General features: G+C 62.2%; 27 protein-coding genes. 8 read left to right on the top strand and 19 right to left on the bottom strand.

Annotation, left to right across the window (positions count from 1 at the left end; all coding sequences use genetic code 11):
- Window positions 1–3 precede the first annotated feature (3 nt).
- Genes gspG through gspM form a run of 7 tightly spaced genes read left to right on the top strand, consistent with a single transcriptional unit; the run spans window position 4 to window position 4,239 of the window.
- The gene (gene gspG, locus AOC04_RS18595) at window positions 4–444 is read left to right on the top strand and encodes a type II secretion system major pseudopilin GspG (RefSeq protein ID WP_060695951.1); all 441 of its coding nucleotides are present in this window, start codon (window positions 4–6) and stop codon (window positions 442–444) included.
- Complete coding sequence (gspH, locus tag AOC04_RS18590; protein ID WP_335337692.1) at window positions 413–928, top strand: type II secretion system minor pseudopilin GspH; 516 nt, start codon at window positions 413–415, stop codon at window positions 926–928. The genes gspG and gspH overlap by 32 nt, the downstream gene beginning before the upstream one ends.
- Window positions 918–1,286, top strand: coding sequence for a type II secretion system minor pseudopilin GspI (gene gspI, locus AOC04_RS18585; protein ID WP_060695947.1), 369 nt, complete (start codon window positions 918–920; stop codon window positions 1,284–1,286). Before gspH ends, gspI begins: the two co-directional genes overlap by 11 nt.
- Window positions 1,279–1,839 carry a type II secretion system minor pseudopilin GspJ gene (gspJ, locus tag AOC04_RS18580; protein WP_060695945.1) on the top strand — a complete coding sequence of 187 codons (561 nt, stop codon included), beginning with the start codon at window positions 1,279–1,281 and terminating at the stop codon, window positions 1,837–1,839. Before gspI ends, gspJ begins: the two co-directional genes overlap by 8 nt.
- Complete coding sequence (locus tag AOC04_RS18575; protein ID WP_060695943.1) at window positions 1,839–2,696, top strand: type II secretion system minor pseudopilin; 858 nt, start codon at window positions 1,839–1,841, stop codon at window positions 2,694–2,696. Before gspJ ends, AOC04_RS18575 begins: the two co-directional genes overlap by 1 nt.
- The gene (gene gspL / locus AOC04_RS18570) at window positions 2,693–3,790 is read left to right on the top strand and encodes a type II secretion system protein GspL (RefSeq protein WP_060695941.1); all 1,098 of its coding nucleotides are present in this window, start codon (window positions 2,693–2,695) and stop codon (window positions 3,788–3,790) included. The genes AOC04_RS18575 and gspL overlap by 4 nt, the downstream gene beginning before the upstream one ends.
- On the top strand, window positions 3,787–4,239 hold the full coding sequence (gene gspM, locus AOC04_RS18565) for a type II secretion system protein GspM (RefSeq protein ID WP_060695939.1): 453 nt from the start codon (window positions 3,787–3,789) through the stop codon (window positions 4,237–4,239). Before gspL ends, gspM begins: the two co-directional genes overlap by 4 nt.
- 25 nt (window positions 4,240–4,264) lie before the next feature.
- Here gspM and AOC04_RS18560 read toward each other — a convergent pair whose 3' ends face one another.
- Window positions 4,265–5,512: an MFS transporter gene (locus AOC04_RS18560; RefSeq protein WP_418054952.1), complete on the bottom strand. Its 1,248-nt coding sequence runs from the start codon at window positions 5,510–5,512 to the stop codon at window positions 4,265–4,267.
- Between the two features lie 151 nt (window positions 5,513–5,663).
- Between AOC04_RS18560 and AOC04_RS18555 the strand changes: the two genes are divergently transcribed.
- Entirely contained in the window at window positions 5,664–6,566 is a 903-nt protein-coding gene (locus AOC04_RS18555) for a LysR family transcriptional regulator (RefSeq protein WP_060695935.1), read from the top strand.
- Window positions 6,567–6,612: 46 nt separating this feature from the next.
- On the opposite strand, the gene AOC04_RS18550 is transcribed toward AOC04_RS18555, so the two are convergent.
- From AOC04_RS18550 to AOC04_RS18465, 18 genes are read right to left on the bottom strand one after another with little or no spacing between them, the layout of a single operon-like run.
- Window positions 6,613–7,044, bottom strand: a complete 432-nt coding sequence (locus AOC04_RS18550; RefSeq protein ID WP_060695933.1) for a hypothetical protein — start codon at window positions 7,042–7,044, stop codon at window positions 6,613–6,615.
- Window positions 7,045–7,063: 19 nt separating this feature from the next.
- Window positions 7,064–8,290 (bottom strand): beta-ketoacyl-ACP synthase, encoded by a 1,227-nt coding sequence (locus AOC04_RS18545; protein ID WP_060695931.1) that lies wholly within the window; start codon window positions 8,288–8,290, stop codon window positions 7,064–7,066.
- On the bottom strand, window positions 8,290–9,018 hold the full coding sequence (locus AOC04_RS18540) for a 3-ketoacyl-ACP reductase FabG2 (RefSeq protein WP_060695929.1): 729 nt from the start codon (window positions 9,016–9,018) through the stop codon (window positions 8,290–8,292). Before AOC04_RS18540 ends, AOC04_RS18545 begins: the two co-directional genes overlap by 1 nt.
- Entirely contained in the window at window positions 9,011–9,478 is a 468-nt protein-coding gene (locus AOC04_RS18535) for a hotdog family protein (protein WP_060695927.1), read from the bottom strand. The genes AOC04_RS18540 and AOC04_RS18535 overlap by 8 nt, the downstream gene beginning before the upstream one ends.
- Complete coding sequence (locus AOC04_RS18530) at window positions 9,475–10,662, bottom strand: beta-ketoacyl-[acyl-carrier-protein] synthase family protein (RefSeq protein WP_060695925.1); 1,188 nt, start codon at window positions 10,660–10,662, stop codon at window positions 9,475–9,477. The genes AOC04_RS18535 and AOC04_RS18530 overlap by 4 nt, the downstream gene beginning before the upstream one ends.
- On the bottom strand, window positions 10,659–11,213 hold the full coding sequence (locus AOC04_RS18525; RefSeq protein ID WP_060695923.1) for a DUF3261 domain-containing protein: 555 nt from the start codon (window positions 11,211–11,213) through the stop codon (window positions 10,659–10,661). The genes AOC04_RS18530 and AOC04_RS18525 overlap by 4 nt, the downstream gene beginning before the upstream one ends.
- Complete coding sequence (locus tag AOC04_RS18520) at window positions 11,210–11,935, bottom strand: class I SAM-dependent methyltransferase (protein WP_060695921.1); 726 nt, start codon at window positions 11,933–11,935, stop codon at window positions 11,210–11,212. Before AOC04_RS18520 ends, AOC04_RS18525 begins: the two co-directional genes overlap by 4 nt.
- Window positions 11,932–13,179, bottom strand: a complete 1,248-nt coding sequence (locus tag AOC04_RS18515) for an NAD(P)/FAD-dependent oxidoreductase (RefSeq protein WP_060695919.1) — start codon at window positions 13,177–13,179, stop codon at window positions 11,932–11,934. Before AOC04_RS18515 ends, AOC04_RS18520 begins: the two co-directional genes overlap by 4 nt.
- Window positions 13,170–14,330 carry a hypothetical protein gene (locus tag AOC04_RS18510; RefSeq protein WP_060695917.1) on the bottom strand — a complete coding sequence of 387 codons (1,161 nt, stop codon included), beginning with the start codon at window positions 14,328–14,330 and terminating at the stop codon, window positions 13,170–13,172. The genes AOC04_RS18515 and AOC04_RS18510 overlap by 10 nt, the downstream gene beginning before the upstream one ends.
- Complete coding sequence (locus AOC04_RS18505; RefSeq protein WP_418054923.1) at window positions 14,324–16,645, bottom strand: MMPL family transporter; 2,322 nt, start codon at window positions 16,643–16,645, stop codon at window positions 14,324–14,326. The genes AOC04_RS18510 and AOC04_RS18505 overlap by 7 nt, the downstream gene beginning before the upstream one ends.
- Window positions 16,629–17,336, bottom strand: a complete 708-nt coding sequence (locus AOC04_RS18500; RefSeq protein ID WP_125878531.1) for an outer membrane lipoprotein carrier protein LolA — start codon at window positions 17,334–17,336, stop codon at window positions 16,629–16,631. The genes AOC04_RS18505 and AOC04_RS18500 overlap by 17 nt, the downstream gene beginning before the upstream one ends.
- The gene (locus AOC04_RS18495; protein ID WP_060695914.1) at window positions 17,333–17,758 is read right to left on the bottom strand and encodes an acyl-CoA thioesterase; all 426 of its coding nucleotides are present in this window, start codon (window positions 17,756–17,758) and stop codon (window positions 17,333–17,335) included. The genes AOC04_RS18500 and AOC04_RS18495 overlap by 4 nt, the downstream gene beginning before the upstream one ends.
- Window positions 17,751–19,295 (bottom strand): HAL/PAL/TAL family ammonia-lyase, encoded by a 1,545-nt coding sequence (locus AOC04_RS18490; protein WP_060695912.1) that lies wholly within the window; start codon window positions 19,293–19,295, stop codon window positions 17,751–17,753. Before AOC04_RS18490 ends, AOC04_RS18495 begins: the two co-directional genes overlap by 8 nt.
- Window positions 19,276–20,214 carry an LpxL/LpxP family acyltransferase gene (locus AOC04_RS18485; protein ID WP_060695910.1) on the bottom strand — a complete coding sequence of 313 codons (939 nt, stop codon included), beginning with the start codon at window positions 20,212–20,214 and terminating at the stop codon, window positions 19,276–19,278. Before AOC04_RS18485 ends, AOC04_RS18490 begins: the two co-directional genes overlap by 20 nt.
- Window positions 20,211–20,945 carry a glycosyltransferase family 2 protein gene (locus tag AOC04_RS18480; protein ID WP_060695908.1) on the bottom strand — a complete coding sequence of 245 codons (735 nt, stop codon included), beginning with the start codon at window positions 20,943–20,945 and terminating at the stop codon, window positions 20,211–20,213. Before AOC04_RS18480 ends, AOC04_RS18485 begins: the two co-directional genes overlap by 4 nt.
- On the bottom strand, window positions 20,938–22,647 hold the full coding sequence (locus AOC04_RS18475; protein WP_060695906.1) for an acyl-CoA synthetase family protein: 1,710 nt from the start codon (window positions 22,645–22,647) through the stop codon (window positions 20,938–20,940). The genes AOC04_RS18480 and AOC04_RS18475 overlap by 8 nt, the downstream gene beginning before the upstream one ends.
- A complete protein-coding gene (locus tag AOC04_RS18470; RefSeq protein WP_060695904.1) occupies window positions 22,644–23,189 on the bottom strand; it encodes a COG4648 family protein in 546 nt (181 codons plus the stop codon). The genes AOC04_RS18475 and AOC04_RS18470 overlap by 4 nt, the downstream gene beginning before the upstream one ends.
- Window positions 23,186–23,440, bottom strand: a complete 255-nt coding sequence (locus AOC04_RS18465) for an acyl carrier protein (protein WP_060695903.1) — start codon at window positions 23,438–23,440, stop codon at window positions 23,186–23,188. The genes AOC04_RS18470 and AOC04_RS18465 overlap by 4 nt, the downstream gene beginning before the upstream one ends.
- Window positions 23,441–23,442: the final 2 nt, after the last annotated feature.

Here is a 23,442-nt window from a genome sequence, read left to right as displayed (position 1 = left end):
ACCATGAAAACCTCTGCAAAATCCTCCCAGCGTGGCTTCACCCTGATTGAAATCATGGTGGTCGTGGTCATCATCGGCGTGCTCGGTGCCATCGTGGTGCCGCAGTTCATGAGCCGTCCGGACCAGGCCAAGGTCACGGCAGCGCGTACTGACATTCAGGCGATCGCCACTGCCCTGGAAATGTATCGCCTCGACACCTTTAGTTATCCCTCCACCCAGCAGGGGCTCGAAGCGCTGGTGACAAAACCGGCCGGCGCACCTGTGGCCAAAAACTGGAATCCCCAGGGCTATCTCAAAAGCATGCCGATGGACCCATGGGGCAAGCCTTATCAATACCTCAACCCGGGCACCCGCTCGGCGGCCTACGACCTGTTTTCCTTAGGCTCGGACGGCGTCCCGGGCGGTGAAGGATATGCCGCCGATATCGGCAACTGGAGCAACTGAGGGCATGCGGCGGGCGGCGGCGGGGTTTACCTTGATTGAGTTGATGGTGGTCATAGTGCTGATTGGTGTACTGGTCTCAATGGTGCATATCAGCCTCGGCGACAATCGGGCCCGCCATGCTCGCCAGGAAGCCGGGGTGTTACTCGGCCTGATGCATGGCTTGCGTGAAAAATCCGTGCTTGAGGGCCAGGAATACGGCTTGCGGCTGGAGCCGGGGGCTTACCAGGTTGTGCGTTTTGCAGGTGGGCAGTGGCAGGTGGCCGAAGCGCGAGTGAGCCTGCCTGAGGGGCTGGCGCTGGCGCTGAGTCTGGAGGGGCAAGAGCAGCCACTGACAGCCGCTTCAGATTCGCCGCAGTTAGTGTGGTTGAGCAGTGATGAAAACACAGTGTTCAGCCTGCACATTGACAGCCCGCCCCGGCGCTGGCTCAGCATCGTCAGCGATGGCCTCGGCGATGCCGCGATCGACGTACCCCATGAAGACTGAAAAAGGCTTCACCTTGCTCGAGGTCATGATCGCGCTCGCGATCTTCGCCACACTGGCAGCGGCGGTAATGTCTGCCAGCCAGTATGTGCTTGGGCAAAGTGCCCGGGTCGAGGTCCGGTTGCTGGCTGCCTGGCTGGCCGATAATCACCTCAGCGAAATGCAACTGCAAACGGTGGCTCCGGCGCCGGGGCAACGGGCTCTGAACCTGAGTTTCGCCCAGCGCGACTGGCGTTTGCAGCAACGCATCATGCCCGAGCCCAACACCGGCTTGCTGCGGGTCGAGCTGAGCGTCAGTGTTGCCGGTAGCGAGCAGGTCGTGCAGGCAGTGACTCACTGGATAGCCGCCGAAAATGACTAAACCCCAAGCTGGTTTCACCCTGCTTGAACTGGTCATTGCGATCGCCATATTCGCGATGCTGGGCACTGGCTGCTGGCGATTGTTTGACGCCGTCGTGCGCGTCGAGCGCAGCAGCAGCGCCCATGAGCAAGAGCTGCGCAGCCTGCAGCGGGCAGTGGCGGTCATCGAGCGCGATGTGCTGCATGTCCGCACTTCAGCCAAATTTCCCGGCCTTACCCTGTATCCCGATCAACTCAACTTGCGCCGTGGCAACTGGCGCAATCCGCTGGATCAGCCCCGCAGCGAACTGCAAGAGATCAGCTACCGTCTTGAAAACGGCGTGCTTTGGCGTTACAGCCAAGGCCTGGGTTTGCCGTTGCTGCAAAAGCAAAAAATACTCGGCGATGTGCGTGATCTGAGCTGGCGTCTGTTCGATGCCAATGCGGGTTGGCGCAGCGAGTGGCCCGTCGGCAAAGCCGCTCCAAAAGCCCCGCCCAAAGCTCTGGAAATTCAGTTCTCGGCAGGGCGTATGGAACAGATTCGCCGGGTTTTTCTGCTGCCGGAGGGTGAGTAATGCGCAGGGCTCAACAAGGAATCGCACTGATTACCGTGTTGCTGGTCATGAGCCTGGCGCTATTGATTTGTGCGGGCATGCTACGCAGCCACCGGCTGGCCCTAAACAGCAGCGCGCAACAGCTCCATCAACTGCAACTGCGGCAAATGGGCTTTGCCGGTGAAGCCTGGGCTCGCCAGCGTTTGCGCGACCTGCCCGCAGATTCGACGGCCGCGGTGGCCGCGGGGCAAGCCTGGGCCACGGGGACGCCGGCACTGGCCATCGACAATGGACAGATCCAGGTCCGTATCGAAGACTTGGCCGGGTACTTCAATGTCTCGGCCCTGCTCACTAAAGAGCCGGTCGACGAGTTGACCGCGCAACGCTGGTTTCGCCTGCAAACCGGCCTCAACCTGGCCCCGATACCGGCCAGTACCTTTCAAGGACTTAGCCTGAGCGACATCAGCCAGTTACGTCAGGTACCCGGCGTGGATAGCCAGTGGTTCGCGCGTATGCAGCCCTGGCTCGTACTCCTGGGCAAAGGCGCAGCGCTCAACATCAACACTGCACCCGCCACGCTGCTGGCCACCCTGGAAGGCGTGACGCCGGCCATGGCGCGCAGGCTGGTGGGGGAACGTCCGGCTCAAGGCCATGCCAGGGTCGAGGATTTCACCTTTTCCCCGGCGCTGGTCGGGCTGGGGATCAACAGCCAGGGCCTGGGTATCCACAGCCGCTGGTTCAGGATCACTACTGACGTGGGTCTGGGGCAAAGCCGTTTGCGTCTTGAAAGTGATATGGCCCGGGACAGTAAAACCGGCAAATGGCATCTCCTGCAGCGGCGCTTCATGGCCCCGGCACACAACGAGTTTTCTGGATGAAAAGCTGGCTTTACCTGACCGCCGAGGGTTTTTCCCGGGGCGATGAAACCGATCTGGATGACGCGCCAGTATGTTTTTGGCAAGACCCTCTGGCCCTGCACCGAACCTCTTTGAACGAGGCGGTGAGGGGCCTTGAAGACCACAGTATCCACCTGATTTTGCCCATGCACCTGTGCAGCTGGCTGCTGACCGATCCCTGGCCGGGCAGGCGTCGACCGACCGTGCAAAGCTTGGCTTTCAGCGTCGAAGAGCAACTGGCAGACGACCTCGACGCCGTGCACATTGGCGTCGGTCGGGCAGATGCACAACAGCGTTATCCCTTGCTGATCATTCATAAACAGCGTTTCAAGGACTTGCTGGCGCAGCTTCGGCGGCGCGGGCTGAACATCGTCAGCGTGCAGGTAGATGCCGATATGTTGCCCCGTGACAAGCCCTGTGCAGCATGGTGGGACGGGCGCTGGATTATCGGCGGTGCGCTGCCGGCACGGCTGGTGTTATCAGCGCAAGACCTTGAGGCCATCAAGGCGACGCTGCCCCCTGAGATCGTCTGGCTACACACAGAGGCCCAGGCTGCTTTCAGTGCTCAGCAGGCGATTGACCTGCTGCAAGGCGAATTCAAACAGGCCACCCGGCGCTTGCCCTGGTATGGAATCAGCGCTGCCTTGCTGGTGGTCTTTAGCCTGGGGCTGGGGTTTTCCCATCTGCGTAGCGGTTTTCTGGAAGAGCAAACGGCCCGCCTCCATACCCTCAGCGAGCAGCGTTTCAGGGCGCTGTATCCCGAGCAAACGCGCATTGTCGACCTGTCCGCGCAGCTCAGGCACTTGCAGCAGCAAGATGCCTCAGGACCAAGCGGGCACATGCGGCGGTTACTTCAACTGACCGAACAGGTGATTGGTGCCAGCAGTGTCGAAGTCCAGAGTATGGAATGGCAGGCGGCAGCCGGCTGGACGCTGAACATCACCGCCAGCAGCTTCACCGAGCTTGAGCATCTGCGGGCGCGAGGCGTGCAGAGTGGACTACCGGTCATCCTGGGCAATGCCAGCCAGCAGGGCCGCCGGGTACAGGCATTACTCACCCTGAAGGACGATTTATGAAGAGCCAGCTACGCGACTATTGGCGGCAACTGCCGGGCCGGGACCGTCAACTGCTGGGTATGCTCGGCGTGTTCCTGTTGGCTGTATTGGCCTTTTATGGCTTTTGGCAGCCGGCGGGCCAGCGTTGGGACACAGCCCAGGCGCTGTACTCCAGGGCTGTACTGCAAGCGGCGCAAGTGCAACTGGCCCGGCCCACTCTCGCGGCCAAGGGGGGCGAGCAACCGCTGGCGACCCGCTTGAGCGAAAGTGCGGCGAGTGCCGGGCTCAATGTGCAGCAGTTCGAGATGGATGCCCGGGTGTTGCGTATAACCCTGAGTGGCGATGCTGTGGCGGTGCTGGGCTGGCTTGAGCGCATCGAACAGGAAGATGCCCGGTTCGAAAGTGTGCGCCTGGAAAAGCGCGATCTGAGCTTGCAGGCCCAGCTACAGCTCAGCAACAACCCTTTGTAGGCGCGAGCAAGGAAAAACTGCCGGGTTACGGGGTTTTCCGATTCCCCGGCAGTACCGGCAATCGGGCCAGGTGCAACGCCACCAGCAGGGCAATCACCAGCAGGGCGGCGATAAACGAACCGATGCCGTTCCACCCGGCGTAATGCCAGAAGAAACCGCCGGCGGTCCCGGCGATGCTCGATCCGGCGTAGTAACTGAACAGGTACAACGACGACGCCTGGCCCTTGGCCTTGGTCGCGCGCCGGCCGATCCAGCTGCTGGCAACCGAATGCGCGCCGAAGAAGCCGAAGGTGAACAGCAGCATGCCGATGATCACCAGTGCGACGGGTTCGAACATGGTCAGCGCGATCCCGGCCAGCATCAGCACAATCACGGCCCATAACACTTTGCGTCGGCCCAGCTTGTCGGCCAGCGCACCGATCTGCGCGGAGCTGTAAATACCGGACAGGTACACAATTGACAGCAAGCCCACCAGCGCCTGGTTCATGTTGTATGGCTCAGCCAGCAAGCGATAACCGATGTAGTTGAACAGCGTCACGAAGCTGCCCATCAGCAGGAACGCCTCAAGAAACAGCCATGGCAGGCCGGCATCGCGAAAGTGCATCGTGAACCCGTTCAGCAGGCTGCGCGGGTTCATGGCCTGAGGGCGGAAGTTGCGCGACTCGGGCAGGATCTTCACAAACACCAGGGCTGCGACCAGCGCCAGACCGCCGATCACCATCATCGCCGTATGCCAGCTGACAAAGTCGATCAGCACGCCGCTGATCAAGCGTCCGCTCATGCCGCCAATGGCATTGCCACCAATGTACAAGCCCATGGCCAGGCCAATGTGTTGCGGGTGAATTTCTTCACTTAAATAGGTCATGGCCACGGCGGCCAGTCCGCTCAGTGACAAACCCACCAGCGCCCGGGTGATCAGTACACCTTCCCAGGTGGGCATCAGCGCGCTGAGGAGGGTGAACGCCGCCGCCGAAAACAACGCAAACACCATCACAGGCTTACGCCCGAACGCGTCGGAAATGGGCCCGGTGATCAGCAAACCGATAGCCAGCATTGCAGTGGCGACCGACAGAATAAGGCTGCTCTGCGCCGCGTTAATCCCGTATTCATGGGACAGCACCGGCATCATCGGTTGCACGCAATACAGCAAGGCAAAGGTTGCAAAGCCCCCCGAGAACAGCGCCAGCACCGTGCGCATAAATAGCGGTGTGCCTTTTTCGATAAAAATGTCATTCAGTTGCGCAATCACATCATCCTGTGCAGGCGGCGTGATTTCGTGGGCGAGAGGGGCGACAGCAGTTTTCACGGGGACCTCAGAAAGCGTAAAGCCGAGCGGCAATGGCAAAAGAATATAGGTGGCTAACGATTCTTTCCAATATATTGTTCGACCTGTTTGATAGGTTTTACGACTTAATAGGACTTCTATGGAATTGCGCCATTTACGCTACTTCATCGCTGTTGCCGAAGAACTGCACTTTGGCCGTGCGGCCCAGTTGCTGGGTATCTCCCAGCCGCCGCTGAGCCAGCAAATACAGGCGCTGGAACAAGAACTGGGCGCTCGCCTGTTCGATCGAAACAACCGTCGGGTCGAGCTCAGTGAAGCGGGCCGCTTGTTCCTGGAGGAAGCGCGCCTGGTGCTGGCCCAGGTCGACAAGGCTGCCGATGTAGCCCGGCGCGCACAGCTGGGGGAATTGGGCGAACTGAAAATCGGTTTTACCTCATCGGCGCCATTCAGCTCGAGTATTCCCCAGGCCATATTTGCCTTTCGCCAGGCGTTCCCGGCGGTGCATTTAAACCTCAAGGAAATGAGCAGCCGCGAAGTGGCCGAAGGGGTGGTGGACGAATCCATCGAAGTCGGGATGATCCGCCCGCTGGCGTTGCCGGACTCATTGACCGCCGTTGAACTGTTCAGCGAACCGCTGGTGGCCGTGATCCGGGGCGACCACCCGCTGGCTGCCGGCAGCGAAGCGGGCCTGCAGCTGGCGGCCCTGGCCGAGGAGCCCTTTGTATTCTTCCCGCGCAGTTACGGTAGCGGACTCTATGCACAGCTAATGACCCTGGCCCGCCAGGCAGGTTTCAGCCCGCACTTTTCACAGGAAGCGGGCGAGGCCATGACCATTATTGGCCTGGTCTCGGCGGGGTTGGGCGTATCGGTGCTGCCGGCGTCGTATCAGCACATGCGGATCAAGGGCGTGGTGTATCGGCCGCTGCTTGATGCCGATGCCCATTCAGCGGTGTGGCTGGTGCAGCGCAAGGGCCAAAGCTCGCCGATGGCCACGGCATTTGCCGAACTGCTGACGCGTAAAACCGTTAACCAACCCCTGTAGGAGCGAGCTTGCTCGCGAACAAGCTCGCTCCTACAGGGGGTAATTGTCACTTTGCAGCCGCTTCCGACAGCTGCTGCGCCGTACGCTCGTTCTGGTTGTCCTTGAGGTCGCGCACGATGTCGCGGTCCAGCAGGCGTACCCAGCGGATATAGTTCTTGTGGATCTTGCCGTCCTTGTAGTCCAGGCCGCTGCTGTTGCGGTAAATGATCTGGTAGTGGGTGGCGCTGTACGGGATGTCGATTTCGGCGTGGAATTGCTCACGCACGGTGATTTGCGCCTGCACCCGTTCAGGGGTGATTTTTTGCACTGTCCAGCCACGGCCGACCAGGGACTTTACGATCGCCTGTTGCATCTGCGCCCGGTCAGCATGAATCGAGGGGTGCAGCGTGCGGTCGGGGGTCAGCATGCGTTTGCTGCTGCACGACACAGTGGTCAGCAGGGCAAGGGCGATCAGGGTTACGCGTAGCAGGTAAGACATTCCATTGGCTCCAGAAGTGTTACGACCAGCGGCGCAAGATCAACGACGTGTTGACCCCGCCAAAGGCAAAGTTGTTGTTCATCACGTATTCGTTGTGCATTTCGCGAAACCCGCCACGCAGGTAATCCAGCTCGCCGCAGCGCGGGTCGACTTCATCCAGGTTGAGCGTCGGTACATAGCGGTCGCGGTTCATCATTTCGATACAGAACCACGATTCCAGCGCCCCGCACGCACCCAGGGTGTGGCCCAGAAAGCTCTTCTGCGAGCTGATCGGCATGTGCTTGCCGAACAACTCACTGGTGGCCAGGGTTTCGGCAATGTCGCCTTGTTCGGTGGCCGTGCCATGGCCGTTCACATAGCCGATGGCCTGCGCCGCAATGCCTGCGTCCTCCAGCGCCAGCTCCATGGCTCGGCGCATGGTGCTGACTTCCGGGCGGGTGGTGTGCTGGCCGTCGGCATTGCTGCCAAAACCGACGATTTCGGCATGGATAGGGGCGCCACGGGCCAGGGCGTGTTCAAGCTCTTCGAGCACCAGCATGCCGCCGCCTTCACCGATCACCAGCCCGTCACGGTCCTTGTCGTACGGGCGCGGGCTGGTGTGCGGGGCGTCGTTTTTCAGGCTGGTGGCATACAGCGCGTCAAACACCATGGCTTCGGTGGGGCACAGTTCTTCGGCGCCGCCCGCGAGCATCAGTGGCAAGCGTCCGTACTTGATCGATTCGTAGGCATAGCCGATGCCCTGGCTGCCACTGGTGCAGGCGCTGGAAGTGGGAATCAGGCGCCCGGTGAGACCAAAGAAGATGCTGATATTGGCCGCTGTGGTGTGGGGCATCATGCGCACGTAACTGTTGGCATTCAAACCGTCGGCCACCGAGTTGAGCAGCATGTTGCCAAAGGCCTTGATCTCGTCGGTGCTGCCGGTGGACGAGCCGCAGGCCACCCCCATGCGCCCGTCGCGAATGATCGGGTTGCCGAGCAGACCGGCGTCCTGCAAGGCCAGCTCGGCAGCGCCAACGGCCAGGCGTGAGACCCGGCCCATGCTGCGCAGCTGTTTGCGGGTCCAGTGCTTTGGCACCGCAAAGTCATCGATAGGGCCGGCCAGACGGGTGTTGAGCTCAGTGAACCGGTCCCACTCGTCCATCCGGCGAATGCCGCTGCGTCCGGCTAAAAAATTGGCTTCAATACTGGCCCAGTCACTGCCCAGCGAGGTGATGCCGGCCATGCCGGTGACGACAACGCGCTTCATCAGCACAGGCCTCCATTAACCGCCAGGACCTGGCGGGTGATGTAGCCGGCTTCGTCGGACATCAAAAAGTTGACCGCGCCCGCCACTTCTTCCGGGGTGCCCATGCGTTGTGCGGGGATCATTTTCATCAGTTCTTCCACGGGGACGTTTTCGTCGAGCATGGCGGTGTCGATCAGGCCCGGAGCGACGCAGTTAACGGTGATCTTGCGTTTGCCCAGTTCGATGGCCAGCGCTTTGGCGGCACCGATCAGACCGGCCTTGGAGGCGCTGTAATTGACCTGCCCGCGATTGCCGATCAGGCCCGACACCGAGGTAATGCACACAATGCGCCCGGCCTTGCGGCGGCGGATCATCGGCATCATCACCGGGTGCAGCACGTTGTAAAAACCGTCCAGGTTGGTGCGCATCACCACATCCCAGTCGTCTTCACTCAACGCCGGGAAGGCGCCATCGCGGGTCAGACCGGCATTGAGCACCACGCCGTAATAGGCGCCAAAGGCTTCAACGTCGGCTTCAAGAACCTCCCGGCAGCGGGCGCGATCCGACACGTCAAATTGCAGCACCCGGGCGCTGCGGCCCAGGGCCTGTACTTCGGCCATTACGGCGTCGGCTTCGCTGCGGCCACTGCGGCAATGCAGCACCAGATCAAAGCCGGCCCGGGCCAGACGCAAGGCGATGGCACGACCGATGCCACGGCTGGAACCTGTGACCAAAATGGACTCAGTCATGACGCGTCTCCCGGGATGCTTGAGCAAGATAGTTTTGTGCCTGGGGCGGGCGGAACACGTTCAGGCGGGCGCTGGCATGAATGCCGGGGCCGCTGAGGTGACACTCGAACACGCCCATGCCGTTGTCGTCTTCCAGCGAGCGCAGGGCGTGGATCTGCAACTCGGCGCCCGCCGGGAAGTGCTCGACGTTACATTCAAATTTGCGCGTGCCGAGCAAAAAGCCCAGCTCGACGGGGTTGCCTTCACTGCGTGCGCGGCAACCGGCATAGGCCGCCACGCTTTGCGCCATCAACTCGATGCCCACCCACGCCGGGAGGCTGCCGTCTTCGCGGTTGAACAACCCGCCGGCGCGCACGGTAAGGCGGGTGTGAATCTGTTCCTGGTCAAACCCCAGCACCTGATCGATCAGGATCATGTCGCCGGCGTGGGGCAGCAATTCGGCGAGCGGCCAATCAATCATGGGGCGTCTCCGATAATCAGGCTGACGTTATTGCCGCCGAAAGCAAACGAGTTGCTCATCAGGCAGCGTTGTTGTGTAGATGCCAGAGTCTGGCCGGGCGTCACCCAATTGAGCGGCGCCAGTGCCGGATCGCCCTGGCCATCCCAGACATGGGGAGGCAGCAGGTTGCCGTGGGTCAGGCTCAGCCAGCAAAACGCAGCTTCCAGAGCACCTGCTGCACCCAGGGTGTGCCCGGTCATGGGCTTGGTCGAGGAACAGGACACCCCCTGGGGGAACACCTGGGTCACGGCGTGACTTTCCATGGCGTCGTTGTGCCGGGTGGCAGTGCCATGCAGGTTCAAGTAGCCGATCTGGCTGGCTTGCAGACTGGCCCGGCGCAAGGCCTTGTGCATTGCCTGAGCCGCGCCCCGGCCCGTGGGCTCGGGGGCGGAGATATGGTGCGCGTCAGAACTGGCACCGGCGCCGAGCAGGGCAATCGAATGCCCGGCGGCGGGCTGGCGGCTCATCAAAAACAGCACCGCGGCTTCGCCGATATTGATCCCGCTGCGGTTTACCGAGAACGGGTTGCAGCGCTCATCGGACACCGCCTCAAGCGCCGAAAAGCCATTGAGGGTGAGCTTGCACAAACTGTCGACACCGCCGCACAGCACCACGTCGCACAGATTCATGTCCAGCAGGCGTTGGGCACTCATCAGGGCGCGGGCGCTGGAGGTACAGGCGGTTGAAATGACATAGGCCGGACCGCTGAGGTTCAGCCAGTCAGCCAGGAAGTTGGCCGGTGCGCCCAGTTCCTGCTGCTGATAATCGTAATCGGCAGGGAACTGCTGATGCTGCAAGTAATGGGTTATACCGTTGCTGGCTTCATCGATACCCGAGGTGCTGGTGCCCAGCACAATGGCGATGCGATCGCGGCCCCAGGTGCGGATTGCCTGCTCAATGGGCTCGCGAATCTGCAATGCCGCTTCGAGCAGCAATTGATTGTTGCGGCTGTTGTGCCCGCTCAGTTCAGCCGGAATCGCTGCCAGTGCACCCTGCACACCGGCTACCGACACCGAGCGTGCGGGCACCCAGCCGCTGGCGCGCTGCATGCCCGAACAGTCGCCGGCCATCAGCCTGTGAGCCACTTCATCCGGGCCGCGGCCCAGTGAACAGATGATGCCCAATGCATTCAGGTATGCGGTCATGGTGCCGCCTCCAACGGGCTAATGGCGTAGTGCAGATTGCCCTTCATATCAATGCGAAACGCTTGTGGCGGTTGATAATGCACCTGCCAGCGCGACCCCAGAAATCGCGCGTCGGACGCCGATTCTGCCTGTGGATAATTAGCTGCCAGCCCGGCTTGTGGCGTCAATGCAAACAGCAAGGCGGCAAACAGCTCCCGGGCCTCGGGGTTGGGAGGCAACAAACCGTCGGCATGCCAATTGCCGTCCTGCAGCACCTGACGCGCCAGGGGAATCCCCAGCGGGTCCATCAATGACCAGCGCAAGCCTGCGTCTTGTTGCTGAATCACCAGCAGCCAGTCCTGACTCTGATCGCCCTGTTCGCGCTGAATATGCAATTGCATCGGCAACGTCAGGGTCGGCATTTGTTTGGGCAGCGGCAGGTTGGTGCAGCCGCTCAATAGCAGACACGCCAGCAACCCTGCAGGAGCGAGCTTGCGCGCGAGATTTTTAAAAAGATCAAACAGCTCGCGAGCAAGCTCGCTCCTACAGGTTTTGTGCATCGCCAGGCTCACTGCGCAGGTCCCGCAGGTTTACGTGCCACCACGTTGACCAGGGTTTCCTCGCGCTCACCCACCGGCTTTGCACGACGCAGGCCCAGGCGTTCCAGCAGCCCGAAGTCCTTGGAACGGCTCCACCACAGGTACGGGTACGACACGTTCTGCGCTTCAAACTCAAAGCCCTGATCGCGGATCATCTCCAGGTACTGCGCCGCACTTTTCTGTACGTGCATCGGGTGGCGGAACAGCCAGCGAATCACCCAGGTGTCGATGTAGGCCTCGGTAGATTCAGCAAACAGCAAATACCCCCCAGGCTTGAGCACCCGATAAAACTCGGCCAGCGCCCGGTCCTGTTGCACCAGGTGATGGAATGTCTGGTGGCAAAACAGAATGTCGACACTGGCGTCCGCGACTTCAAGTTCGGCGCAGTCACTGCCGATCAGCTCAATGTCGATGCCCTGGCGGCGCGCTTCTTCGCGGCTCAGGGTCAGGCTCAGCGGGTCGGCGTCGAGGCCGATCAGGCGCTTGGGCGCAAACGTGCGGTGCAGGTACTGGAATGACTTGCCCTGGCCGCAGCCTGCATCGAGGATCACCGGCGCAGTTGGCAGTTCAGCGCTGAACAGGCTGCGCAGATCGTTGATTGCCACGCGCAACACGTGATGCTGCCAGGTGTGGCTGCGCAAGAACCAGAACCCGAAACGGGTTTCTTCAACGTAGGTATCGCTCAGAGGTTTCATACGGTCTCCGTGGCGCAGATGTCCGACAGCATGCGCAGGCGACGCTTGGGTTCGCTGACAAACGGGTTGCGCTCATCCCAGGCATAGCCGGCCAGAATCGCGCTGATCATGCGGCGTATTTGCGGTGAGCTGTCAGGGTGATAGATCACGTCCTGGAAGGTGCCGGCGTACCAGCCTTCGACATAGCAGCGGAAGGTGTCGACCCCGCGCTTGAGCGGTTCGGCAAACTCGGTTTGCCAGTCTACGGCTTCGCCTTGCAGCTGGCGGTGCAGCACTGCGGCGGCCATGCTGGCCGAGCGCATGGCAATGGTCACGCCCGAAGAGAACACCGGGTCGAGGAACTCGGCGGCATTGCCCAGCAAGGCAAAACCCGGCCCGTGCAGGGTTTTGACGTTGGCCGAGTAACCACCGATGGTGCGTGCCGGGGTGTCCCACACGGCATTGGCCAGCACCCGGCCCAGGCTTGGGGTCTGATCGATAAAACCGCGCAGGCACTGGTCGAGGTTTTGGCTGTGTCCGGAAAACTGTTCTGCCGCCGCCACCACTCCCACCGAACAGCGGCCATTGCTGAAGGGGATGGTCCAGAACCAGATGTCGCGCCGGGTCGGGTGGGTGGTGATGAGGATTTTTTCGCGCTCGAAACCCTCGCAGTCAATCCGGTCCTCAATGTGGGTGAACACCGCCTGGCGTATCGGGAAACTGGAGGGCGCCTCGAGGTCGAGCAAGCGCGGCAGTACGCGTCCGTAACCGCTGGCGTCGAGGATAAAGTCGGCCTCGATCTGATAGCGGCTGGCGTCTTCGCGTACAACCTGCAGCAGCGGTTTGCTGCGCTCGACATCCACTGCGCTCACGGTTTCGCCATAGCGGATTTCGACGCCTTGCAGTGCGGCCTGGTCGGCCAGCAACTTGTCGAAATCGGCGCGCTGGACCTGGAATGTGGTGGGCTTGCCATTGCTGAAGGTGTCACCAAAATCGAAGGCGCTGTACTGCTCGCCCCAGGCAAAGGCAGCACCGTTCTTAAGCTGAAAACCGGCGGCTTGCACCGCCTCGAGCATGCCGGCTTCTTCGACGAAATCCAGGCAGTGCGACAGCAGGCTTTCGCCGATGGAGAAGCGCGGGAAGTGCTGGCGCTCGACGATCAATACATCATGGCCTTTGCGTTTGAGCAGGGCAGCCGCGATTGCGCCGGAGGGCCCGGCACCAATCACCACCACCTGACGACGTTCCATATCTACTACTGACACAAGGGCTCCTTGTCGCGGGTTACAGCAGACTTCAAAGGGGGTTTGTTCATGCCCGCCAGCGCCGGTAACAGCGTGGCGATCAAGCCCATCAGCATCAGCGCGAAATACAGCGCGGGGCTGATGAGTTGTTGTTGCAGCAGCAGGTTGAGAAAAACGATTTCACTCAACCCGCGAATATTCAGCAGCAGGCTTTCACGCCATTTGCTGGCGCCCGCGAACGAGGGTGTGGCCCAGCTCAGGCCGAGCCAGTTGCCCAGCAGTTTGCTCGCCATCGGCAGCAGCAATAGCGCCGCTATCTGCAGTGCACTGATGGTGTTCAGGGCGCTGTGCAGGTTGATCTGCACAATGCCGAACGTGAGGATCAACGGCACCGCGAAATGGGTCTGCAAAGCTTCCAGCCAGGCGGCTTTCAATGGCATCGCCAGCGGGACTTTGAGCCACGCCATGCACAGCAGATAACCGACCCCGAAAATCAGCGCGTTGAGGTGGTAATGCTCGGCCACCACCAGCAGGGCGAAAAAGCTCAGGCTGTAACACAGCGGCTGGCGAATCCGCAGCCCGCGCAGCAGCAATGGCAACAGGGCGCCTGCCAGCGGCAGGAGCAAGCTGTTGAGGTTGAGGCTGCCCTGGGCCAGGCCGAACAGGCTCCAGCAGGTCAGATCGATCAGGATCGCGCTTTGTACCAGGCGCCGGGCGGCAGCGGGCGGGTAGTCGATATGGCGCAAGTACAGAAACAGCACCGGGATTGCGGTGATCGCAAACACCAGGCCGACCGCCAGCGAACTCAGCCAGGGTTGTGCAGGCAACAGCCACACCGCGCAGGCCAGCCCGCAGACAAACGGAACGGCAAAACTGGGCACGGCGATTTTCAGGCTCTGGCGGTCGATGCGCAGATCAATCACATCGCTCAGGATATGCCCCAGCAACAGGGCGAAACTCAGGCTGTACAGGCTTTTAAGCCACACCGGCGTGACCAGCTGTGCGCCGCTTAGCTGCCAGTGGGGTTCGACCCACAGCAGCATCAGCAGCGGCAAACCGATGGACGCCAGCAATAACTGGCTGACAATCGGGATCACCCCGAAGCGGCGACCCAGGCGGGTGGCCAAGGCGAACAAGGCCAGGGCCATGAGCCAGAACAGCAGGCTCAGCATGGGGTGTGCTCCTGTTTCCTGGCCCATGGCGCGAGGATGAAGCTGAACGCCAGCCCCAGGCTCACCGCCAGCCCGAAGTTGCTCACCGCAGGCGTGCTGGACACGGCCAGCAAGCCGAATGACAGCCAGGTGGTCAGTGCCGCGAGCAAGGTGCCGAGCAGGCTGACCGCGGCCCCGCCGATTTGCTCGCGCATCAGGATGGCGTAATCGACGCTGATGGCCGTTACCAGCAATAAACCGAACAGGCTAAAGAGGGTCAGCGGCTGGCCCAGCCAGCCGAGGCTGGCCAGGCTGCACAGCGCGGCCAGCAATGGCAGGGCGACGATGCGCAGCGCGCCGCGAAAACCGAAGGGTGCGATCAACAGCAACACGATCAGGGCGCAGGACAACAGCTTCAATTCGGCGGCGCTGATTTGGGTGGCGGCGAACACCTTGTTCAAATCCCCCAGCCGGTCCACCAGTTGCACACCGGGCAAGTCCAGTGCTTGCACCCGCAACAGGCTGGCATTGTTCAACCCTTGCAGGCTGACCATCGCGGCCACGCCCTGAGGGTTTTTACCCAGCCACAGCGCACGCCACGGCTCGGCCAGCGGCCCCGTCATGGCATCGTCAACATGCTGCTCGGGCAGGGCTTTGAGCTGCGCCAGTTCGTTTTGCAGGGCTTCTTGAGGGACGCCAAGCTCCAGCAGTGGCTGCCAGTGTTGCGGCAGCTGATCCAGGGCGGCCCGCAGTTGCTGTTGCTCGCCGGGCTGACTGACCAGCTGGTTGAGCGCCAGATAGCCTTGCAGCTTGCCCATGTTGACCAGCTGATCCAGACGTTCACTGAGGGCGGCCTGGCGCTCCAGCAACTGCTGTTCATTGTCGGCGCGCACCAGGAAAAACTGACTGGTGGGCTGGTAGCCGGTGATCCGCGCAATAGCCTGGGCTTGGGCCATTAACTGCGGCGGTGCGCCGACCCATTGGCGGACATCGTTTTTACTGGTCAGTTGCCACAAACCGGCGGCGCAGAACGCCAGCAACAAGGCCAGCAAGGCGGGTGTGGGGATCTTTTTCAGCAATGCGCCACGGATATCCAGCAGGGTTTGCGCAATGCTCAGCGGCCATTGCGCGGGGCGCAGCTCGACGCCCTTGAGCAGGGCGGGCAGCAGGCATACGGCGCTGAGGTAAGCACCGACCAGGCCGGCGGCGGAGAAAATGGCGATCTGGGTGAGGGCCGGGAACGGGGTAAAGGCCAGGGCCAGGTAACCGATGCAACTGGTGGCCAGGCTCAGGCTCAGCCCGGGCAAGGTCAGGCGCAAGGCAGGCCAGCTGCGCCAGGGTTTCAGGCTCCAGCTCTTGGACAGGTAATGCAGCGGGTAATCCACTGCCACGCCGATCAGGCTGGAGCCCAGCACCAGCGTCATCACGTGCATGCTGCCAAAGAAGGCGACGCAGGCCACCGCGCCAAACAGCATGCCGACCAGCACCGGGACAAAGGCCAGCAGCACTCGCCAGCGACGAAAAGCCAGCAGCAACAGCAGGAGAATCCCCAGGGTGGCACCGCCGCCGACCCAGGTTATTTCGCGGCTCGCTTGTTGTTGCGCGCTCGCCGCATATAACAGGCCGCTGGCGGCCAGCAGTTGCACGTGGTTGCTGGCGGCCTGCTGGCTGCTTTGTTCGAGCAGGGCGGCCACTTGCAGCGGCAGCTTCATGTCAAAGGCGTTGCCCCGGGTCCGCGCCCGCAGCAGCACCCAGCTTTTGCCGTCGGCATCGGCGATCAGGGCCCCGCTGCCGATATCCAGTTGCACTGTGCCGCGGGCCGGCTGACTGTTCTGAATGCGCCCGGTCAGGCCCAGCCAGTCGTCCTGACTCGGCACCAGACTGAAGCCGGTAAACGGGTCGTACAGCGATTGCACCCGCTGCTGGATGAAGGCATCGGGGTGTTCAATCAGTTGTGTGCGGTCATCTTCGGCCAGCATCGCCAGACGTCCGCGCAGCAGTTGTTGGCGCAGCGCCGGCAGGTCGGCTTGCAGGTTCCACTGCACCTTTTCAAACAGGCCGCTGGCTTGCCAGGTTTCGCCCAGCTGCTGAGCGGTGGCGATGGCCTGCTGGCGATCGGCGCTGCCCACCAGCACCAGCATCTCGCGGTTCAGCGGTTCTTGCATGCGCTGTTCGGCGCTGAGTTCCAGGGCGTCCGGCGACTCACCGGGCACCAGTTCCATCAGGTTGGCCGACAGCGGTGCGCCATGACGCCATTGCCAGGCGGCCACTGCGAGTACGGCCAGCAGCAGGATCAGAAAACCACGGGGCAACCAGCGTTCACTGCGCAAAATCATGCTGCTCCGCGTCGCTCAATGGCTGGTTGCTGACGCTGTTTTGCATCTTGAGCAAGGTGCTGTCGCCCTGGGTTTCTTGCAACTCGATGCGCTGCACCAGTTCGCCACCGTCGATATTGATACGGGTGAAGATCTGTTTGAGCAGCAGTGAACGCGGGGTCAGGGTCAGCTTCCAGTCCTTGGCTTCGCCTTGCAGTTGCAGGTCAAAGTCGCGCTGCAGGCCGCTGCTGTCGCCTTGCAATACGGCGAGGAACAGCCGGTTTTGCTCGGCGCCGGCGCTCTTGCCGGGGAGCATTTGCCATTCATTGCCGTTGCGCCGGGCGATGCCCTGGGCGGTGATGCGGTAATCCTGCTGCAGCGGGGTTTTGAGCTGCCAGAGCAGGCCGTGGTCCCTGGCCAGCACAAAGGTCCCGGTGCTGGTCAGCGGCTTGGGCAGGGCGCGCAAGTGTTTTTCCTGGATGAAATCGCCGTGGATAACCTGCGGCCGGGCCAGTTGTGCGCTGAGCTGTTGCAGGTCGAAGGCATGGGCAAAAGATGAAAAGCCCAATAAGAGGGTAAGCAGCCATTTCCTGTAGTCGCTGCCGAAGGCTGCGATAAGGGCCGAAGGACCTTCACTGCGGGAAAAGCGCGACCCCTTCGGGCTCGATCGCAGCCTTCGGCAGCGACTACAACATTTGTCGATCGGGGTCATGGCAGCACCCTGGCGACGGCGTCGGTAAAGCATTTGGGCGACGCCAGTTGCATTTCGCGACTGGCAATCTGCACCGCAACCTGCACGGTGCAGGCGCGGGTCAGGCGTTCGCCGCTGGCCAGGTCGCTGATCAGATAATTGATCTTCAAGCGGTTCTCCCACTCCACCAGGCTGGCGCGTACGTTGATCCGCTGGCCAAAGGTGGCGCCGCGCACATAACGCAGCTGCATGTCGATCACCGGCCAGGCATACCCCGCGTCGAGCATGTGGGTGTAGTTGTGGCCGATGTGGTCCAGCAGCGCGCAGCGCGCCACTTCCAGGTATTTGACGTAATGCCCGTGCCACACCACGTGCATGGTATCGATGTCGAAAAACGGCACCAGAATTTCAGTGTCAACGTGCAGAACGCCTTTGCTACGCATGCAGCCTCCAGTGTTGTTGGGCGATCCGTGCCAGGCACAGGCGCAGTTCGGCTTCTAGGGCGCGGTCTTCAACCACGGGCGGGAAGTCCTTGGCCAGTTCGGCGTGCATATGCGCCAGTGCCGGCGGTAGCGGGCGGGCATCTTCACCACGGCTGCGCAGCCACACACCTTGGTTGGCGGCCAGCAGGGCTGCGGCGGCCACTTGTTCGGTCAGCTCCAGCACGCGGATCGCATCGCGGGCGGCGATGGTGCCCATGCTCACCTTGTCCTGGTTGTGGCATTCGGTGGAACGCGAAAACACGCTGGCCGGCATGGTGTTTTTCAGGGCCTCGGCGGTCCAGGCACTGGTGCCGATCTGCACCGCCTTGAAGCCGTGGTTGAGCATGGCCCGTTCCGCCGTCGCGCCCGACAAATTGCTCGGCAGGCCGTGGTTGTAACGCACGTCCACCAGCAGTGCGAGCTGGCGGTCCAGCAGGTCGGCGACATTGGCGACCAGAGTCTTGAGGCTGTCCATGGCAAAGGCGATATGGCCGCCGTAGAAATGCCCGCCGTGCAGCACGCGTTCTTCTTCGGCGTCGATGATCGGGTTGTCGTTGGCACTGTTGAGTTCGATCTCGATAAACGACCGCAGCCAGTTCAGGCTGTCGGCCAGCACGCCCAGTACATGGGGGGCGCAGCGCAGCGAGTAGCGGTCTTGCAGACGATGCAATGGCGCGGTCGGGGCGTCGATGGCCAGGTCCTGGCGAATCCATGCGGCGACTTGCATTTGCCCCGGATGCGGTTTGGCGGCGAACAGGCGCTCGTCGAAATGCTCAGGGTTGCCCTGCAGCGCAACGACGTTGAGCGCAGTGATGCGGGTCGCCAGCTTGAGCAGGTAGTCGGCGCGGGCATAGGCCAGGCACGCGAGGCCGGTCATCACGGCGGTGCCGTTCATCAGCGCCAGCGCTTCCTTGGGCCGCAGTACCAGCGGGGCCCAGCCCAGCTCGCGGTGGACGTCAGCCGCCAGGCGGCGTTCGCCGTTGAACAGCACTTCGCGCTCGCCGGACAGGGTGGCGGCCACGTAGGACAGCGGGGTCAGATCACCGCTGGCGCCGACCGAGCCTTCTTCCGGGATCAGCGGCAGGATGTCGTGGGCGATGAAGGCCTGCAGGCGCTCCAGCAGCTCGATGCGTACCCCGGACACGCCATGGCACAGCGACTGCAAACGCGCCGCGAGCACGGCGCGGGTGGCCTGGGCGTCGAGCAGTTTGCCCAGCCCGCAGCCATGAAAGGTATAGAGATGACGCGGCAACGCTTCGACATGCTCCAGCGGCACCGCCACCACACATGAATCGCCGTAACCGGTGGTCACGCCGTAGATCACGCCTTCCTTGTCCAGCAACGAATCGAGAAAACGCGCGCCCCTGGCGATGCGCTCGCGATAGGCGTCGTCGTCTTGCAGACGGGAGGGCACCTGACGATTGGCCAGCGCCAGCACGTCTTCAATGCGCAATGGGGTTTGGCCGAAGGTTACTGGCTCATGGGGTTGCGTCGTCATCGGCTTTCCAGAAAGGGTAAAAGTTGAACCACTGGTGTGGCGCTTCAAGGCAGTAATGGCCCAGGCGTTCGGCGTAGCGGGTGGCCCAGTCGGCAATCACTTGCTGGCGGTCGCTGCGCCGCCACAGCACGGCATCGGCGAAGGGTTCGAGGATCACTCGGTAACGGCCTTCGCGCTTGAGGCAAAACAGTAAATTGACCGGGCACTTGAGCAGCCCGGCCAGCAGCCACGGGCCTTGGGGGAAGGGCGCCGGGTGGCCTAAAAAATCGACCTGCACATTGCGCCCGCCATGCAGCGGTACCCGGTCACCGGCAATTGCCAGCCACTCGCCGTTTTCCAGGCGCTGGCTTAGCTGCAGCATGACCCCGGGGTTGAGTTCGCTGACCTGGATCAGCCGCAGGTTGGTGGCCCCGGCTTCGCCCAGCAGGCGATTGAATTGCTCGGCGTGGCGGGTGTGCACCAGCACGTTCATGGTGACCTTTTCGCCCAGCTCGGCGAGTGCGCGGCACACCTCAAGGTTGCCCAGATGCGCGCCCACCAGCATTTGCCCGCGCTCGCCGCGCAGTTGATCACGCAGGCGGGCCGGGTCGACGATTTCGATGTCTTCAATCCTGAGCCGGCCATTCCAGATGTCGAGCTTGTCCAGCAGCGCGTCGGCAAATGCCATGAACTGGCGGAACACCTTCCAGTGAGAGGGGCGCAAGGCGGGTTGCCCGCTCCAGTCGGCCAGCCGTTGCTGGTAGCACCAAATGCTGTGGCGAGCGCGGCGGCCGAAGACAAAGAAGTACAGCACGATGCCATACAACACCGGCGTCAGCAGGCGGCGGCCAAGCAGTTTGATGCCCAGGGAGGTGAGCTTCATCAACCAGAAATTGCCGCGCTCCTTGTGCTCAGCCCAATGCTGTTGTGCATCGCTCATGTCTGCCAGCGTCTCCAGAGAATGACCGGAAAACGGATCAGCATGCCGAAGAAAAGCTTGGTGTGCATGGCGCTGATCAACGCGTTGTCGTGGAACAGGCGAAAGTGCGAGAGACCGTCCTGGGGGTAATGGACCCGGGTCGCCAACCAGCGCATCGGTTGATTGCGCCAGGCCAGGCGCACCAGGATTTCGGGGTCGAAGTCCATGCGCTTGCCCAGTTTGACCGAGTTGATCAGGGCCAGGGTTGCAGGCAGCGGGTAGACCCGAAAGCCGCACATCGAATCGGGGATTTGCAGCGACAGGCTGTTGATCCACACCCAGACGTGGGTCAGGTAGCGCGCGTACAAACGGCCTTTGGGCACACTGGCGTCATATTGCGGATAGCCGCAAATCAGCGCTTGGGGGTTGAGTTGCGAGGCCTGGATAAAGGTCGCCACGTCGCGCAGGTCGTGCTGGCCATCGGCGTCCACCTGCAGGGCGTGGGTAAAGCCCAGCGCAGAGGCTTCGCGCAGACCGGCCATGACCGCGCCGCCCTTGCCTTGATTGACCGCCAGGTGGACCAGATGAATGCCTTCGCCTTGCGCCAGCTGTTCGAGGACGGCACTGCACGCGGGGCTGCTGGCGTCGTCCACCAGCACGCAGGGCAAACCGGCGGCGAGCAGCGCATCAACCACTGCAGGCACGGCGGTTTCGTGGTTGTAGACCGGGATCACCGCGCAGGGGTTATGCATGGGCAGGCCCCTTTGTGTCGCTGCTCCCACTGCGGCTGTCATGGACGGCCAGGACAATGCGCCCACTGGAGCAGGCGGCGTCGCCATGGCGATAGACGAAGTGCAATTTGCTGCGCTCAGGGTCAAAACGCAGGGTCAGCTCAATTTGGTCGCCGGGGCGCACCAGTTGCTGGAATTTGAGCACTTCCATCCCGGCAAACCGCGGTGGCAGGTCGAGCAGTTGCTGGCCCAGGCCGATGGCCCAGTCCACTTGCACCACCCCTGGCAGCACCGGGGTTTTGGGAAAGTGACCGCTAAAAAAAGCCAGGTCCGGGGGCACCGCCAGGCTCAGGGACCACACCCCGTCGACCAGGTGTTGGCTCAGAACTTCGGGCCGTTTGGGCCGTGGCGCCAGCAGCAACGCATCGACCTGGGACTGCGCCAGTTTGCCCTGGCTGGTGAGGGGCAGCTGGTGCAGCAAGCGCCAGCGACGCGGCAAAGCCAGTGCTTCGCAGTGCTGGCTCAGGTGCTGGCGCAGGGTCTGGGTCAGCGTGCGGCGGCCATGTTCACGCAAGGCAAACAGGCCGCTGTCGCTCAGGACCAGCAAGGCGCCGAGCGAAGCCCGGTTTTCCCGCACGACACCCAAGCGGGCTTCAAGCACCCAGTCGTGTGCCATCAGTGCCTGTTCCAACATTGGCAGAGAGATGCGTTTTTCTTCGAGTTTGACGATACGGTCAAGGCGCCCGAGCAATTCGAAGCGCCCGTCGGCTTCGATACGTGCTGCATCGGCGCTGTGTTCAATATGGCCTGGGGGCAGGTAGGTGGAGGCGATGCGTAGCGCGCCGTCTTCGCCCTGACTGAGCTGTACATCGGCAAACGGTTGCCACAGGGTCGGGCCCTGTCGCCAGGCGATACCACCGGTTTCAGAACTGCCGAAAATTTCCGTGGGCCATTGGCCCAGGCGCTGGTGCAAGGCGTGCGCGGCTTCGGCGGGCAAGGCGCCACCCGAGGAAAACACCCGGCGTACCGGGCTCAGCGCGGCCCAGTCGAGGTTGTCGCCCATGCGCTTGAGCAGGGCCGGGCTGGCAATCCAGGCAAAGGCCGGGTGCTCGCGGCTGACGCGTTGCATGTCTTCGGGGAACGCCAGTTGCTGACGCACAAAACTGCGGCCCGCACACAGCGGCCAGAGCACCCGGAACAACAGGCCATAGATATGCTGTGCGGCCACGCTGGCGATGATGCAGGCATCGCCCAGCTCACTGCCCCACAGTTGCTCCAGCGCCTCAACTTCATTGGCCATCTGGCGCAGGGTCTTGTCGATGCGCTTGGGCTCACCGCTGGAGCCCGAGGTACACAGGCTCAGCCGGCACCCGTCGAGATCCAGCGCGGCAGCAGGCAGAGGGGCGGCATACAGCGCCTGCAGTTCGCTGCCTTGAGTTATCCACAGGTCAACCTGGGCATCCCAGCGTTGCCGGGTTTGCGCTTGCAGGTCGGCGGGCAGTAACACGCTGACGCCGGCCCGCCAGGCACCGAGCAAGGCGATCGCCAGCTCGGCGGCATCCTCCAGGTGTACGGCAATCCGTTGCACGCCGCGCTGCTGCAAGCCACCTGCCAGGCTCAGTGCCTGCTCGCGCAGGGTGGCGTGATCCAGGGCCGGGTCGAAGCTGACCGCCCGTTGCGTGTAGCCCTTGAGCAATAACTGCTCAAGTTTTATCCAGTTCATGCCCTGCCTCGTACTTTTTGTCGTATCAGCCATTCAATGGCAAACAACAACCCCATCAGCGCGTAGGCGATCAGGCCGTTGTACAACGTCCACCAGCTCAGCGGCGCCCACAACGTCAGGCTGGCTGCGACTAATCCGTTGAGCAGAAAAAACAGGCACCAGACTTTGGTCACCTGCCGTGTGTAATGAATCGCAATGGCGGGCAACACGGGCTCGCGCAATCGCGCCATGCGCTCGATCATGGGTGGGCCAAATTTCAGGCTCAGGCCGAACAGGCTAAGCATGAATGTGCTGATCAGCACCGGGTACCAACTCAGCAGGGCCGGGCTGTTGAACAGTGCCAGCAACGCGCAGAACACCAGCGCAACCACGGCCATCCACAGGTTGGCCGCACGCCGTTGGCCGGTCAGGGCCCGCGCCAGCCACAGGCCGCCGAGCAGCAGCGCAAACTGCCACGGGGCGAAACGGGCCATGCCGAAATACACCGCGAAGGGGTACAGCAGGCCGGCCAGCAGCAGTGCCGGGGCAATCAGTCGACTCATGCGCCGGGGTGGACCAGGCGATAAACCGCCTCAACCACGTCATTGACGGTACGCACCGACTTGAACTCATCGGCAGCAATTTTTTTGCCGGTTTTGCGCTTGATGTGATCGATCAGGTCAACGGCGTCGATACTGTCGATTTCCAGGTCCTGGTACAGGTTGGCGTCCAGAGTGATGCGCTCGGGCTCGAGTTCAAAGAGCTCGACCAGAGAGTCGCGCAGGGTGTTGAAAATGTCTTCACGGGTTTGCATGG

This window comes from Pseudomonas versuta, assembly GCF_001294575.1.
Taxonomy (GTDB): domain Bacteria; phylum Pseudomonadota; class Gammaproteobacteria; order Pseudomonadales; family Pseudomonadaceae; genus Aquipseudomonas; species Aquipseudomonas versuta.
This window is presented reverse-complemented; position numbering and strand designations above follow the sequence as displayed.